This window comes from Selenomonas ruminantium subsp. lactilytica TAM6421 (assembly GCF_000284095.1).
Lineage (GTDB): Bacteria > Bacillota > Negativicutes > Selenomonadales > Selenomonadaceae > Selenomonas_A > Selenomonas_A lactilytica.
The window spans coordinates 1,840,714-1,855,273 of the sequence record NC_017068.1; the positions used below are offsets into that span (position 1 = coordinate 1,840,714).

Below are 14,560 nucleotides of genomic sequence, written 5' to 3' on the forward strand. Positions count from 1 at the left end.
AATCAATACTTCCTTTCTTTCGGCTGGTATTTCGTGATCACGACATCTTTATACTCGGCACGATATTTGCCCGTTTCCTTGTCCTTGAAAATCAAGGTGTGTTTCAGGAAGTTTGCGTCATCACGTTTCGGGAAGTCACGGCGGGAATGACCGCCACGGCTCTCCTTACGGGCCAGGGCCCCCTGCACGATGGCATGGGAAATCTGCAAGAGGTTGCCCAGCTCTACATACTGCTCGAAAGCGGTGTTGTATACATGGGAATTATCGCCAACATAGCAATGTTCATATTCTTTTTCCAGTGCTTCCAATTCCTGCGTTGCAGCCAGCAGCTGGCTTTCCTCACGGAATACGCCCACCTTGTACCACATGGTATTGATCATGGCATCGCGGATTTCCGGCACGGTCTTGTTGCCTTCTTTGCCGCGGCTTGTTGCCGTATCGAATTTTTCCTTCCACTTCTCGCAGGCTTTGGCCAGGCTGTCCTGATTGCCTTCATACTTGTTGGCCTTGGCAAATTCAGCAGCGCCGTCACCGGCCGTGTGGCCGAATACCAGCACTTCCGACAGGGAGTTAGCGCCCAGACGGTTGGCACCATGTACGGATACGCAGCTGCATTCACCGGCTACATAAACGCCCTTTACGCGGCTTTCGCCTGTATGGAAGTCAGCCATTTCAAGGCCGCCCATGGAGTAATGGCAGGTCGGTGCAATGGGTACGGGTTCTTTGGTGATATCGACACCGGCAAAGCGGCGGGACAGGTCATATACCTGACCGAGGCGCTCATGGATGCGTTCAGCCGGAATCTTGGTGAAGTCCATGTAAACGCCGGCATGGATGCCTTCACCGACGCCACGACCCTGTTCGATTTCCGTGGCAATGGCACGCGCAACGATATCGCGGGTAGCCAGTTCCATTCTCTCCGGCGCGTATTTGCTCATAAAGCGCTCGCCGTTCTTGTTGATGAGCAGCGCACCTTCGGCACGGCTGGACTCGGACAGCAGTACGCCATTGGCCGACAGGCCCGTGGGATGGAACTGCACCATTTCCGGGTCTTTGAAGGGAATGCCCACGTTCATGCCGGCAACAATGCCGTCACCCGTGGAGCTGTACGGATTGGAGGTGCGCACCCAGTAAACACGGCCATAACCGCCGGTGGCGATGATGACGGATTTTGCCGGCACGCCAATCAGGTTGCCGCTGCGCATATCCATGGCGATGACACCGTTGAGCTTATCGCCATCCATGCTGATTTCCAGCATCTGGCATTCGGAAATGAAGTCGATGTTGTTTTCCAGGCACTGCTCGAAGAGGCAGTGAACCATGGCATGACCGGCGCGGTCTTCGAAGTAGGAAGCGCGGGGGTGGCTGTGACCGCCCATCTTGCGCTGATGGAATGCGCCATCCTTCTGACGGTTATAGGGATAACCCATATAATCCATCTCATAGATGTTTTCGCCAGCACGCTCAGCAAAGTATTCCACTGCATCCTGGTCGCAAAGATAATCGCCGCCCTTGATGGTATCAAAGACATGGGATTCGACGGTATCCGTGGGGTCGCTCACACCCGTAACACCGTTCATGCCGCCCTGAGCCATGGTGGATGCGGAGCGGGTGGGAACCAGCTTCGTCATCACGGCCACTTTCAGGTCTTTGCGTTCTGCGGCAGCCAGTGCGGCTCTCATGCCGGCACCGCCACTGCCGATTACCAGTACATCATAGGTTACATCGCCCGTTTTTACTTTTTCCGGAATATTCTTACCATCCCAGGCAAAATACGAGCCTGCTGCCAGTACAACACCGGCCGCTGCCGCTCCCTTGATAAATGTGCGGCGCGAAATTTCCGTTGCCATATTGCTTTTCCCTCCTAAATAAAATAGGCTTTCTCAATCATCCCTTAATGAGACATTAACTAAGGCTATTATATATAAATAGCAGCTATAAGGAAAATACATAGTCCTTATAGCTGCTATTGAAAATTCCAATATGGTTTTATCAGAATTTAAATTGTTTCAACGCTTCTTTTTGCTCATGGGCCATGCTATGTTTATAACCAAACTCAACAAATAATGTTAAAGTTTTTTATAAACTTTGTTGCTCATTAACTGCTCTCGACAAGCCGAGTAAGGGCAAGCCCTCACCAAGCAAGCGGTCTACGCAGCAACTACCACAACTGGACGTAGCACTACGCCCTCTATCCCGTCTGCCGAAACATTCGGGAATACTTTCCTCAAGATCTGAAACGCTCCATTGACATCAGCGTTTATCAACCTGCCAGTATTGGACTTAAAAAGCCCACGATGAACTCGTCTGTTCTTGTCATAGTTTTTCTTGCCTGGTTCTTCTCCATCCAGAAATGATGTACCGCTCGTATAACTCTCCTCGGTGAGGACGACTGCTATGCCTTTCTCCTTAGCTTTGTACTCTATCATCCGGATTAGTCGTGCGAAAGGAAGCTGGACAAAATGCTGGTTCACCCGTTTGGACAAGCGGCTCTCCTGCTTCCATTCCTTGTTCTTGCCTATGACAATAGTTGAGATGTCCTGCTGGACACATTCCTTGATTATCAGTTTACTCGCCTTGTGCATGTAATCGTCTATGCGGCGATTCCTCTTGGCGGTCAGCCTGTCGATTCGTGCCGAGGAATATCTGCCGGAGGTCATCCTGCAGACGCTTTTCCAGTAGGCAAGTTCTTTATTGTAGAACTGATTTACAGATTTGGGGACTTTGCCATTCACAATCAGCGGCGCGGCTCCTGTATTGGCTGCCATCGTCAGCAGGTTGTCCACGCCTATGTCAATGCCCGCATACCTGCCGTTGTCATTCATCTGCGGCACGGGCTTTATGGTATAGACAATCTCCATGATAATGTATGCGCCGCTAGGAACGAACCTTACCTGCTGGAATGTATCAAATTTCCTGCCAGTATCTTGGTGATTGACAAATTTTGGCACAACATGGAAGCCTCTGAATGTTTTCGGAAAACGAATCTCGCCATTCACCAGCTTGCAGTTTTGGTTTGTCATGACGAGAATGAATTGGCCATTCTTTTCTTTGTATTTTGGTAGTTTAGGCCGTCCGAGATATTTTTCCTTATGTTGCTTCCAATCGTTGATGGCGGCAAAGAAAGATTTCCAGTTCTTGTCGAGCAGGCGAAGCACCTGTTGAGCTGATTGGGCTGTGGGCATAGCTCTGTAATCGGGATATTCCAGGTCATGCTTTAAAATTTGATCAAGCTCCTTATATCTAGTCCAATAGCCATCTTTGATGAACCTGCTGCGGACAATGTAATTGGCATGATTATAAAGATTCTTGGCCCTGTGGCAGAAATCTCCAATCAGGGAAAAACAAGGGGAGGACGGACGAATAAGATGCTTCTCTACGCGAGTCAGCGATTCATTATCCTTCATCGACATCGTCAACCGCCTCCTTGATTTTCTTGAGCCTCCTGCGACTGGAATACAGTTTCATAGAATAGCAGTGCAGGAGATTCACAATCTCCTCAAACACTTCCTGTGTGTCCAGCTTCACGGAGCCAACCTCGCTCATGACCACTATTTCGCAGTTGTACTTCTGGAACAGGTGATGGAAAAGTTCAAATCCCACGCGGGAAAGTCTATCTTTATAGGTAACCACCACTCTCTCAACATGGCCTTCAAGGACTTCATCCAGCATCTCGAAAAAATCTTTGCGCTTCTCAAAACTTATCCCGCTGGCAATATCGGAATATATGCCTGAAATGGTGTAGCCATTGGAAAAACAGAACTGCTTCAATAAGGAAATCTGATTTTCAAGGTCTGGCTTCTGCTTGGCTGTCGATACACGAGCGTAAATAAATGTTTTCCGCTTCATGTCCTTATTCAAAAAGCCGTACACATCTTCTTCATTGTAGTCATAACGCTTGTTGGGCAGGACAGTCACTCGGATTATGCCAGTTTTGACATACTTGGTCAGTGTAGGGCGTGTTATTCCAAGGACACGGAGCACATCTTTGGCTAACATGATACAATCCTCCTTCCTTGGCTTGATTATACCATATATTATATAAAATATGAATTTTAATTTAATATTTTTAATGAATCATTGCACTATGGCAATCGCCGCCACTGCCACGATCAGCAATAGCTTACAGGACACCCTGATGTTGTCAAACATACCCAGATCCCTCCCAATTTCCATGCAAGAAAAAACACTAAGCAAGAATTCCAAACAATCTCCTGCTTAGTGTTTCGCTATAAATCCTATTCTCCTTGCAAAAGTTCAATAAATTTTCGCGCAGCCTGGGATAAATGTTTATTTTTGCCAAAAGCGACCACCAGCTGACGATCCTCCACTGCCTCCTCCAAATTGAAGAAGCAGGGCGGTTCTGACCAGCGGCCGTTGTTGACCACCATGTCCGTCACCAGCGTAGCCCCCATACCGGCTGCGCAAAGTTCAGCTGCATCGATGATGCTGTTGGCTTCAAAAACCACGTCCGGCCGGCATTGTGTCTTCATGCACAGGTCACTATACAGCTGGGACATACGGCGGTTTTCCTGCAGCCGGATAAAGGGCTGGCCATGCATGCGGGCAAAGGACATGGTCGGATAAGGTTCCCCATCCGTCCGCTTGTACTTCTGGGCAAAAGGATGATGGGGCGGCAGCGCCAATAAGGTCTTTTCCTTCAGCAGCGGAATCCGTTCAAAACTGCTTTCCAACGGCTCATAGAGCAGGGCAAAATCCACTTCCCCTGCCGCCACCGTGGTCTTCAATTCACTGACGCTATGCTCCTTGACCATCAGGCGGATGCCCGGATAACGGCGATGGAATTCGATGATGGGCTGCGTCAGATAACAGGAAGAGCGGGTGCGGGAACTGCCGATGATGAGCGTCCCTGTCTTGAGCCCCGTAAGGTCTGCGGTCTCCTGCACCAATTCATGATAGATCCGCTGCATTTCCCGGGCCTTGCGCACGTAAATCTCCCCGGCTGCCGTCAGCTGCAGCGGCGTCTGGCTCCGGTCAAACAAGGGCAGGCCAATCTCCCCTTCGATCTTCTTGATGGACTGGGATAAGGACGGCTGAGACACAAAAAGTCTCTTGGCCGCCGCCGAAAAAGTCCCTTCATTGGCCGCCTGCAGTACATATTTCCATTCATGTTCGTCGATCAAAGTAAGTCCCTCCAAAAAAGCCCCCGCAATCAAGAGAGGGCTTTTCTAACCTTATGCTTCTGTTTTTTTCGCCTGCTCTGCAATCTGCTGGCGCACGCTCTCCTGCGTGGGAGCCGTATAAGCCGGCTGCACAGGCTGCGGTGCCGGGCCTGCTTCTGGCGTTATGTCAGGCGTTGCCGCAGCAGACTGAGGGGCAGCTGTCTGGGCTGCCTGGGCAGTCTGCTGTTGTACGGGCTGAGACGGCTGCGCAGGCTGGGTGCTCTGCTGCTGCACAGGCGTTTCCAACGGGGCATTGAGTACCTGGGAAAAAGCATTCGTAGCCTTCTTGAATTCCCGCACACCCTTGCCCACGGAGCGGGCAATCTCCGGCAGCTTGCCGGGGCCGAAGACGATCAGCCCCACCACCAATATCAAGATAAGTTCTGGTACACCGATTCCAAACATGGTGAATCTCCTCTCATCCGTTCCTGTCAAAAATCACGGTCGCCGATAAAATCCGCCACCTGTACAAAGGCATCTTTGATATCCGCCGGCAGATCCTGCGGAATCACCTGACGTGCCCGTTCCAGATATTCATCGGCCTTGGCCTTGGCCATCTCCACACCGTCCGTAGCCCGGATGATGTTCAGGGCACGCTCTACCATCTGGCTGTCCATCTCCGGGTTGGTGACGATATCGGCCAATTCGGCTGCATCTTCGCTAACATTCAAAGCATGGATAACCGGCAAGGTCACAATGCCCTGGCGGATATCATTGCCGGCAGGCTTGCCGATTTTCTCTGAAGTCTGCATGATATCCAGCACATCATCTGTGATCTGGAAGGCCATGCCAATGCAGTGGCCATACTCTGCCAGCTTTTTCGTATCTTCCTGCGACAGGCCGCCCACCAGACCGCCTAATTCACAGCAGATTTCCAAAAAATCCGCCGTCTTCTTCTGAATGCGCTCATAATAATTATCCAGATCCTTGACCGCCTGATAAACGGTATGATCCTGGATGATTTCCCCCACGCTGAGATTGCACACGAGTTCTGCCAGACGCTTGGACACGTAATCGCCATAGCCGCCTTCTGCGATCAAGCCGAAGGCCCGGGCAAAGATATAGTCACCGCCCAGGATAGCGATCTGATTATCCCATTTGGCATTAGCCGTGGGTTCGCCACGGCGGGTATCGGCCGCATCAATCACATCATCGTGCACCAGAGAAGCCGTATGAATGAGTTCTAGCGCTTCTGCCAGCGGCAGCACACGCTCCAGCGAAAAATCATTGCCGCCTCTGGCTGAAAGCAGGCACAAGGCCGGACGGATACGCTTGCCGCCAGCCGTCACCAGATGGGTGCCAACTTCATTCACCAATTCTACCGAAGAAGAGACTGCCCCGATCAGCCCTTCATTCAGCACGTCCAAGTCACTCTGTATTACATCAAACATGGGGTTTGACACATCTATCACCTACATTAGTCTTTTTCGCATATCACGCATTTTACTATTTTACTACATTTTTGTTCGTTTGTCATTATTATTTCTGCCTTTGACTTGCTGCCCGTTATGACGTATTATTGTAAGGAAATGAAAATTAAGGAGTGAAGGCTTTGCTGAAAATCACTATGGCCCAGATGGAAGTCATCCCCGGGCATCCCGATAAAAACACCGCCACCATGCTGCGCATGATTGACGAGGCAAAAGAAGAACAGTCCGATATCATCATCTTCCCGGAAATGGCTGTTCCCGGCTACCTGCTGGGTGACACCTGGGAACAGAGCAGTTTCCTGGCCGACTGCGAGCACTACGGCCAGGAAATCATCGCCGCTACCCAGGACATCACCGTCATGTTCGGCAATATCGCCATGGACTGGGAAAAGACCAACAACGATGGCCGGGTACGCAAGTACAATGCCTTCTTCACGGCGCAAAACGGCCGGCTGATCAAACCTGCCGGACAGGATCAGCCCTTCGTCATCAAAACCCTGATGCCCAACTACCGGGAATTTGACGATACCCGCCATTTCTACAGCCTGCAGCAGCTGGCGCTGGAACAGGGAAAAAGCCCCGCTGAGCTGATTGCCCCGGTAAACATCACCATCAAGGGCAAGGAATACAGCATCGGCTGCCTGCTCTGCGAAGATGGCTGGAGTGACAACTACGCGCTGGAACCCTTTGAAGTGCTGCGGAAAAATGGCTCTATTGACTTCTTTGTCAATATCTCCGCCTCTCCCTATACCCTGGGCAAAAACGGCAAACGCAATCGTGTCTTCGGCGAACAGGCCGCACGGGCAGGCAAGCCGCTCTTCTACGTCAACGCCATCGGCCTGCAGAACAACGGCAAGACCGTCTACACCTTTGACGGCGCCAGCACGGCTTACAATGGCAAGGGCGATGTCTGCGCCATGAGCTTGGAATACAAAGAAGAACTCACCATTGTAGATTTAGCAGAACTGGAGCAGCTCCCGGCCCTGCCCGAAGACAAGGAACCGGATATTGCCCACATCTATCGCGCCTTGCACTACGGCGTGGGCCACTTCCTGAAAAATATCCACATGAGGAAAGTGGTCATCGGCATCTCCGGAGGCATTGACTCCGCCGTTGCCGCCGCCCTCTACGCCAAGATTGTGGGCCCCGAAAACCTGCTGCTGGTCAATATGCCCAGCGTCTTCAACTCCGCCACCACAAAAGGACTCAGCAAGCAGCTGGCCGATAACTTAGGCTGCCAATACACCGTGATTCCCATCCAGCACTCCGTCGATCATACGGTAGAACAGCTCTCCGGCACCCCCATCACCTATCTGACCGACGGTTCCACCCAGAACCTTACGGTGTCTTCCTTTGTGACCGAAAACATCCAGGCCCGTGACCGCAGTGCCCGGGTGCTGGCAGGCGCCGCAGCTGCTTTCGGCGGTGGCTTCACCTGCAACGCCAACAAGGCCGAGACCACCGTCGGTTACTCGACGCTGTACGGTGACCAGTCCGGCTTCTTAGCTGCCTTGGCTGACCTTTGGAAGCATCAGGTTTACGCCCTGGCCCATTATATGAATGACGTGATCTATGGCCGGGAAGTCGTGCCCCAGGGCATTATTGATATCGTGCCCAGCGCGGAACTCTCCTCCGCCCAGAATGTGGACGAAGGCAAGGGCGATCCCCTGAAGTACCCCTACCACGATTATCTCTTCCGGTCCTTCATCGAACGCTGGCAGAAGGCCGCACCGGAAGATATCCTCGAATGGTACGCTGCCGGCACCCTCGAAGAAAATCTCGGCTGTGAAGCAGGTCTGGTTGAAAAATACTTCCCCACCGCCCAGGAATTCATCGCGGATCTGGAACGCTGGTGGAACCTCTTCACCGGCATGGCCGTGGCCAAGCGCATCCAGGCACCGCCTATCCTGGCTGTCAGCCGCCGGGCCTATGGCTTTGACCACCGCGAAGCCCAGAATGGCCCCTACTATACCTTGAAATACCAGCAGCTGAAAGAACAATTGTTACAGGCATGATAAAAAAGACTGTGCAGAACGTGTAGATTCTGCCCAGTCTTTTTTCTTTATAAGGTAATCGCGTCCATGGTATTCAGCAGCGGCATGATCACTGCCAGCACCAAAAAGAACACCAGACCGCCCACGATAAAGATGGCCGCCGGTTCTGCCAGCGCCTGCAGCCGGGCGGATTCATTTTCGGCCTGCACCTGACAGAAGGCCGCCGCCTTGGCCAGCATCTCTTCCAGGCGCCCCGCCTCTTCCCCAGCCTCCAGCATTTCAGCAAGAATCACCGGGAAGACCGGGCATCTTATCATTGCCGTCATCAGCCCACTGCCCTGCTCCACCTTCGCCTGCACCTGCAACAATTCCCGCTCCAGATAGCGGTTTCCGGCTACAGGGGCTGCCATCCGGATCGCCTCGTGCAGGGGCAGCCCCTGTTCCAGGATCATGGCCATAGTCCCCAGGATCAACGCCCAGCCGGAATGACGGGCCAAAGATCCTGCTAAGGGCAGCTGCAGCACAAATTGATGATAACGATAAACCACCAGCGGCTGACGGGCCAGCAGCAAGATTCCCAAAGCCAAAACGCTGCCCACCGCCAGAGTTTCCATTCCATAGATCTGCAGGAAATCTGTCAAAGACAAAAGCACACGGGTGGGCCAGGGCAGTTCCACCTGCAGATTCTGCAACATCGAGGCAAAGGCAGGCAGGATAAACAACGCCATAAAGATCAGCATTCCCAGAGCAGTCAGACCAAGAATCGCCGGATAAAGGAGTACTGATTTCAACTGTTCCCGGGCTTTCACCGTCTGCGCCAAAAAATCTGCCAGCCGGCTGAAAACGGCTTCCAATGTCCCTGCCTGCTCCCCAGCTGCCACCAGCCTAACGATCCGCGGCGAAAAATTGTGGCTTGCCTCCATAGCTGCCGCCAGGGATTTTCCCTGCAAAACCTGCTGATAAAGACCATTTATCAAGTGGGCATAAGCATCTTTGCGCCCGCCAGCCAGCAATGCCTTGAGCCCCTCATGAACCGGGATTCCGGCACTCAGCAATACTGCCAGCTGGCGACAGAATAATGCAATCTGCGTATCATCCACCTTGCGGCCAGCGAATAATTGTCCAGGATGCCACCTGCCTGCACCAGATTCCTTCTGCCCTTCTTCCTGTAACAGGGCCGTTATCCACAGGCCCTGCCGTTTTATCTTACGGGCAGCCTCCTGACGGTTGGCCGCCGCAATCGTCCCCTTGAAAATCCTACCCTGCCGGTTGCTGGCTTCATAACGATAATTCATATTGTGTCCCCCGCGCCTGCGCCATTACCTGTTCCCCCATGGATCTTTCAAGCAATCCTGCCTGCTGCATTTTCTGAACAGCCACTGCAAAAGTCTGCATTCCCAGCTCCTGCTGGCTGAGCATCACGGAGGACAACTGGTTATACTTTGCCTGACGGATCAAACTGCGCACCGTAGCATTAGCCAGCAGTACCTCCACCAATGCTGTCCGTCCGCCTCTAGCAGCGGGAAGCAATTGCTGGGCAAAGATCCCCTGTAACACCTCTGCCAGCAGCGAACGCACGCTCGCCCGCTCTTCCAGCGGAAACATCCCCTCCACGCGCAGGACAGCCGCAGCCGCACTGCCACTATGCAAAGTCCCCAGCACCAGCATCCCCGCTGATGCTGCCGCCAGAGCCGTCAGCATCGTCTCCTTGTCCCGGATTTCCCCCACGAGGACCACATCCGGCATTTCCCTGAGTCCGCCCCGCAGAGCTTCCGCAAAATCATAAAAATCCCGGCCCAACTCCCGCTGACTGATAAAACATTTATCAGGTTGGAAAACATATTCGATGGGATCTTCCAATGTGACGATATGATACGCTCTCTCCCGATTCAATGTTTCAATAAAAGCCGCCAATGTCGTGCTCTTACCAGAGCCAGTCCGCCCGCAGACCAAGACCAGCCCTTGATCCAGTTCCTTGATCTTCTGCCATGCCTGCGGCGCATTGATTTCCGCCAAAGTCGGAATCCTCTCCGGCAACAGGCGGATAGCCAATGCCGGATAACCTTGCTGACGATAGGCATTGACACGAAACCGCCGTCCCGCAAAGGTCCAGGAAAGATCGATATCGCACTCCCGCGCCAGCCGCTTCCGTTGCCCTTCATCCATGATAACAGCGTCAAACGCAGCCATAAATTGCTCCGTCAGCGGGCGGCCATCCATAGACACCAAGACTCCGTCACATCGCATATGCGGCCTTTGTCCCACGGTCAAATGAATATCCGACGCCTCTTTTTCGATAGCTCTGCTGATAATGCCCTGCCAATCCACGTCATCCCCCATACCATATCACCTCGTATTTTCTAATAATAATGTACTTCTTCTACATTCACCCTCCAATACCTGCAAAAAAAGCACCTCCAGCGGAAGTGCTTTCTATTATCAATCATCTCTTATCTTTGACCTGCTTTTTGCAGGAAATGCCGTAGGGCACCGGTGAAGCCTGCGGCTGTTCCCAACTGGGCAAAGGCAATGCGCGTATGCTTGAGCAAGGCTGGCGGAAGCAGTTCAGCCAAGTATTGATGCAGGCGCGGTTCAAAGAATTCCCGCTGGGCCATCACGGCCCCGCCCATGATCAAAACCTCCGGATTTACGACACAGCAGATCTGGGCCAGGCCACAGGCCAGTTTCCGCGTCATATCTTCCAATGCTGTCAGGGCTTTTTCCTCACCAGCTGCCGCCCGCGCAAAAACCTCTTCTCCCGTGGCTGCGCCTGTGTTCTGCAATAGCGCCGTCATGCTGGCCAATTGTTCCAGAGAGCCGCCCGCAAGGGGCAGGAAGCCGATTTCACCGGCTGCCGCAGCCGCGCCATGAACCAGATGACCATCCAGCACCAGTGCGCCGCCCACACCTGTACCCACAAACATGCAAAAGGCACTTTTCGCGCCTTTGCCTGCGCCCAGCCAGCTTTCCCCCAGTCCTGCGGCATTCACATCATTTTCTACAGTACAGGGCAGCTGCGTCAGCTTTTCGATTTCTTCCCGCAGCTTCATGCCGCTGTAACCGGGGAAATTAGGCCCGGCAAAAATGACTTCCCCTTTTTCAGCATCGATAAGTCCCGGTGAACATACCGCCACCCCTGCAGCCTGACCGTATTCTTTTTGCAGGTCACAGACAATTGCCGCTATTTTCCCGGGAATCGCACGGCTGCCATCTGTTTCGACCTTGGTCAGGACCTGACCTTTGGCCAAAATCTGGCCATCCTCCGTCATCATGGCATATTTGATTGCCGTACCACCGATATCTATGCACGCATATTGCATCCTGATCCCCTCCTGTGCTAAAACAAAGGCACCAAACGATGTTGGTGCCTGAAATTTTCATTTCTTCTCAGCCTACTAATTCATAGCCAGCTTCTGTGATGACCTGGGCAAATTCTGCCTGAGGGATTTCCCGTTCTGCCGTCACGGTTGCCGTGCCTGCTTCCAGATTCACTTCCACAGCCGTAACACCTGCCATTTTCGACAAAGCATCGTTTACATGCTTCTGGCAATGGGCACACATCATACCTTCAATCTTGAGTTCTTTCTGCATCGTCTTATCTTCCTTTCTGACAGTTGCCTGTCCTACCTGATTATCTATTTCTGCAGCCATGCCCGCTACATTCCCTGCAGTCTTGAATGACCGCAGCCGCAAAGCGTTCAGGACCACACATACACTGGACATGCTCATTGCTGCCGCTCCGATCATCGGGGAAAGCTTGATGCCAAAGGCCGGATACAAGAGCCCCGCTGCCAGAGGGATGCCAATGATATTATAGATGAACGCCCAGAAGAGATTTTCCTTGATATTGCGGATAACCGCCTTTGATAACCTGATTGCGCTTACAACATCCAGCAGATTGCTGCGGATGAGCACAGCATCCGCACTTTCCATGGCCACATCCGTACCGGCACCAATGGCCATCCCGATATCAGCCCGGGCAAGCGCCGGCGCATCGTTGATGCCATCGCCCACCATGGCCACCTTATGCCCCTGTGCCTGCAAGGCGGCAATATGCTGCTCCTTGGCAGCGGGCAGCACACCGGCAATGGCCCTCGTGATTCCCAGACGGCGGCGCACCGCTTCAGCCGTGCGCTCATTGTCGCCGGTGAGCATGATGACCTCCAGCCCCATGGCCGTGAGCTGGGAAATCGCCTGCCTGCTGGATTCCTTTTCCTTATCTGCCACCGCGATAACGCCAAGAAGTTTCTTCTCTTTGGCAAAGAGTAAGGGCGTCTTGCCTTCTGCCGCCAGCCGTTCCAATTCCTGCTGGCAGTCCGAAATATCCACACCCTGTTCTGCCATAAAGGCCTCGTTGCCAGCCATATAGAGCTCGCCTCTGACTTTTCCCTGCAGGCCGCGGCCGGGCACCGCCTGAAAATCGCTTATGCCTGCGGGCGTTACGCCCTTTTCTGCCGCATAGGCCAAGACCGCTTCAGCCAGGGGATGCTCGCTGTTCTGCTCCAATCCCGCCGCTAAGGACAGGAACTCTGCCTCCGGTATCGACAGAGCCTGCAGATCCGTAACCTTGGGCTTGCCTTCGGTAATGGTTCCTGTCTTATCCAGCACCACCGTATCCACAGCCTGGGCCGTTTCCAAGGCCTCGCCGGATTTGATGAGGATGCCGTTTTCCGCGCCTTTGCCCGTGCCCACCATGATAGCCACAGGTGTAGCCAGGCCTAAGGCACAGGGACAGGAAATGACCAGAATGGAGATAGCAATGGAAAAAGCAAATTCCACGCTTGCGCCCAGGGCCAGCCATATTCCGCCCGCCGCCAGTGCAATCAGGATGACCACCGGCACAAAGATGCCGGCAATCCGGTCAGCCAGCCTTGCCATGGGCGCCTTGCTGGCACTGGCTTCATCCACCAGGCGGATGATCTGGCTGATGGCGGTATCGCCGCCGACCTTTTCCGCCCGGAAATGGATGGCACCTGTCTTATTCAGGGTGGCCGAGGTCACCTTATCCCCTGCCTGTTTGAACACGGGCAGGCTTTCCCCGGTGATGGCAGATTCATCGATGCTGGTCTGCCCGGAAATCACCGTGCCATCAGCGGGCAGCCGCTCGCCGGGACGCACGATGATCTCATCCCCTGCCACCAGTTCTTCCGTGGGCAGGGATAATTCCTGGCCGTCCCGCAGGACAGTGGCCTTTTGCGGCGCCAGCTCCATAAGCTTTGCCAACGCCTCCCCCGTCCGCCCCTTGGCCTTTGCCTCGAGGAATTTGCCCACGGTGATCAAGGTGACAATCATCCCCGCCGATTCAAAATAAAGGTTGCGACTGTATTCTTCCACCAGCGCCAGATTGCCATGGCCGAGCCCCCAGCCCATGCGGAACACGGCAAAAGCACCAAAGAGTGCAGCGGCCATGGAGCCCATGCCTACCAGGCTGTCCATATTCGGCGCGCCCTGCCAAAGATTACGAAAGCCGTTCAGATAATACTTCCGATTGAGATACATGATGGGCAGAATTAACAGGAACTGGGCAAAGGAAAAGGTGATGGCGTTCTCCGGGCCGGCGAACAATGCCTGCAAAAGCTCCGGCACGGGAAGCCCCAGCCAGCCAAAAAACATCCGATGCATGGCAATGAACATGACCGGCAAAAGGAATATCACCGACCATAACAGCCGCTGCCGCATGGCTGCTGCCTCCCTGGCCAAGGGATCATCTTCTTTTTTTATGGCATCTACAGCCTTTTTTCCTTTGACACTGGCACCATATCCGGCCTGTTCTACGGCTGCAATGATCTGACTTGTATTGATTTTCCCTTCGTCATAGGTCAGCTGCATGCTGTTGGTCAACAGATTTACACTGACCTCCGCTGTGCCAGCCAGTTTTGTCACAGCTTTTTCCACTCGCGCCGAACATGCCGAACAAGTCATGCCAGTGATGTCAAAACGTTCTTTTTTCATC

At 53.3% G+C, this 14,560-nt stretch carries 11 protein-coding genes; 1 reads left to right on the plus strand and 10 read right to left on the minus strand.

The window, feature by feature from the left end:
• Positions 1–2: 2 nt before the first annotated feature.
• From SELR_RS08965 to SELR_RS08990, 6 genes are all read right to left on the minus strand, one after another.
• Entirely contained in the window at positions 3–1,850 is a 1,848-nt protein-coding gene (locus SELR_RS08965) for an FAD-binding protein (protein WP_014424908.1), read from the minus strand.
• 300 nt (positions 1,851–2,150) lie between these two features.
• Positions 2,151–3,413, minus strand: coding sequence for an RNA-guided endonuclease InsQ/TnpB family protein (locus SELR_RS08970; RefSeq protein ID WP_014424909.1), 1,263 nt, complete (start codon positions 3,411–3,413; stop codon positions 2,151–2,153).
• A complete protein-coding gene (locus SELR_RS08975) occupies positions 3,397–3,999 on the minus strand; it encodes an IS607 family transposase (protein ID WP_014424910.1) in 603 nt (200 codons plus the stop codon). The genes SELR_RS08970 and SELR_RS08975 overlap by 17 nt, the downstream gene beginning before the upstream one ends.
• A gap of 239 nt (positions 4,000–4,238) precedes the next feature.
• The gene (locus SELR_RS08980) at positions 4,239–5,144 is read right to left on the minus strand and encodes a LysR family transcriptional regulator (protein ID WP_014424912.1); all 906 of its coding nucleotides are present in this window, start codon (positions 5,142–5,144) and stop codon (positions 4,239–4,241) included.
• A gap of 51 nt (positions 5,145–5,195) precedes the next feature.
• The gene (locus SELR_RS08985; RefSeq protein WP_014424913.1) at positions 5,196–5,588 is read right to left on the minus strand and encodes a Sec-independent protein translocase subunit TatA/TatB; all 393 of its coding nucleotides are present in this window, start codon (positions 5,586–5,588) and stop codon (positions 5,196–5,198) included.
• 26 nt (positions 5,589–5,614) lie between these two features.
• Positions 5,615–6,574 (minus strand): polyprenyl synthetase family protein, encoded by a 960-nt coding sequence (locus SELR_RS08990; protein WP_197537152.1) that lies wholly within the window; start codon positions 6,572–6,574, stop codon positions 5,615–5,617.
• A 161-nt stretch (positions 6,575–6,735) separates the two neighbouring features.
• On the opposite strand from SELR_RS08990, the gene nadE reads away from it, so the two are divergent.
• The gene (nadE, locus tag SELR_RS08995; RefSeq protein ID WP_014424915.1) at positions 6,736–8,628 is read left to right on the plus strand and encodes an NAD(+) synthase; all 1,893 of its coding nucleotides are present in this window, start codon (positions 6,736–6,738) and stop codon (positions 8,626–8,628) included.
• Positions 8,629–8,675: 47 nt separating this feature from the next.
• Here nadE and SELR_RS09000 read toward each other — a convergent pair whose 3' ends face one another.
• The 4 genes from SELR_RS09000 to SELR_RS09015 all read right to left on the minus strand — a co-directional run bounded on the left by SELR_RS09000 (position 8,676) and on the right by SELR_RS09015 (position 14,559).
• Positions 8,676–9,902: a type II secretion system F family protein gene (locus tag SELR_RS09000; RefSeq protein ID WP_014424916.1), complete on the minus strand. Its 1,227-nt coding sequence runs from the start codon at positions 9,900–9,902 to the stop codon at positions 8,676–8,678.
• On the minus strand, positions 9,886–10,947 hold the full coding sequence (locus SELR_RS09005; protein ID WP_014424917.1) for a type IV pilus twitching motility protein PilT: 1,062 nt from the start codon (positions 10,945–10,947) through the stop codon (positions 9,886–9,888). The genes SELR_RS09000 and SELR_RS09005 overlap by 17 nt, the downstream gene beginning before the upstream one ends.
• A gap of 110 nt (positions 10,948–11,057) precedes the next feature.
• Positions 11,058–11,927: an ROK family protein gene (locus tag SELR_RS09010; protein ID WP_014424918.1), complete on the minus strand. Its 870-nt coding sequence runs from the start codon at positions 11,925–11,927 to the stop codon at positions 11,058–11,060.
• Between the two features lie 67 nt (positions 11,928–11,994).
• Positions 11,995–14,559: a heavy metal translocating P-type ATPase gene (locus SELR_RS09015; RefSeq protein ID WP_014424919.1), complete on the minus strand. Its 2,565-nt coding sequence runs from the start codon at positions 14,557–14,559 to the stop codon at positions 11,995–11,997.
• Position 14,560 lies beyond the last annotated feature (1 nt).

Coding starts and splice junctions, on each gene's coding strand:
- SELR_RS08965 (WP_014424908.1), bottom strand. CDS start 1,850: ATGGCAACGGAAATTTCGCGCCGCACATTTATCAAGGGAGCGGCAGCG.
- SELR_RS08970 (WP_014424909.1), bottom strand. CDS start 3,413: ATGTCGATGAAGGATAATGAATCGCTGACTCGCGTAGAGAAGCATCTT.
- SELR_RS08975 (WP_014424910.1), bottom strand. CDS start 3,999: ATGTTAGCCAAAGATGTGCTCCGTGTCCTTGGAATAACACGCCCTACA.
- SELR_RS08985 (WP_014424913.1), bottom strand. CDS start 5,588: ATGTTTGGAATCGGTGTACCAGAACTTATCTTGATATTGGTGGTGGGG.
- SELR_RS08990 (WP_197537152.1), bottom strand. CDS start 6,574: ATGTTTGATGTAATACAGAGTGACTTGGACGTGCTGAATGAAGGGCTG.
- SELR_RS09000 (WP_014424916.1), bottom strand. CDS start 9,902: ATGAATTATCGTTATGAAGCCAGCAACCGGCAGGGTAGGATTTTCAAG.
- SELR_RS09005 (WP_014424917.1), bottom strand. CDS start 10,947: ATGGGGGATGACGTGGATTGGCAGGGCATTATCAGCAGAGCTATCGAA.
- SELR_RS09010 (WP_014424918.1), bottom strand. CDS start 11,927: ATGCAATATGCGTGCATAGATATCGGTGGTACGGCAATCAAATATGCC.
- SELR_RS09015 (WP_014424919.1), bottom strand. CDS start 14,559: ATGAAAAAAGAACGTTTTGACATCACTGGCATGACTTGTTCGGCATGT.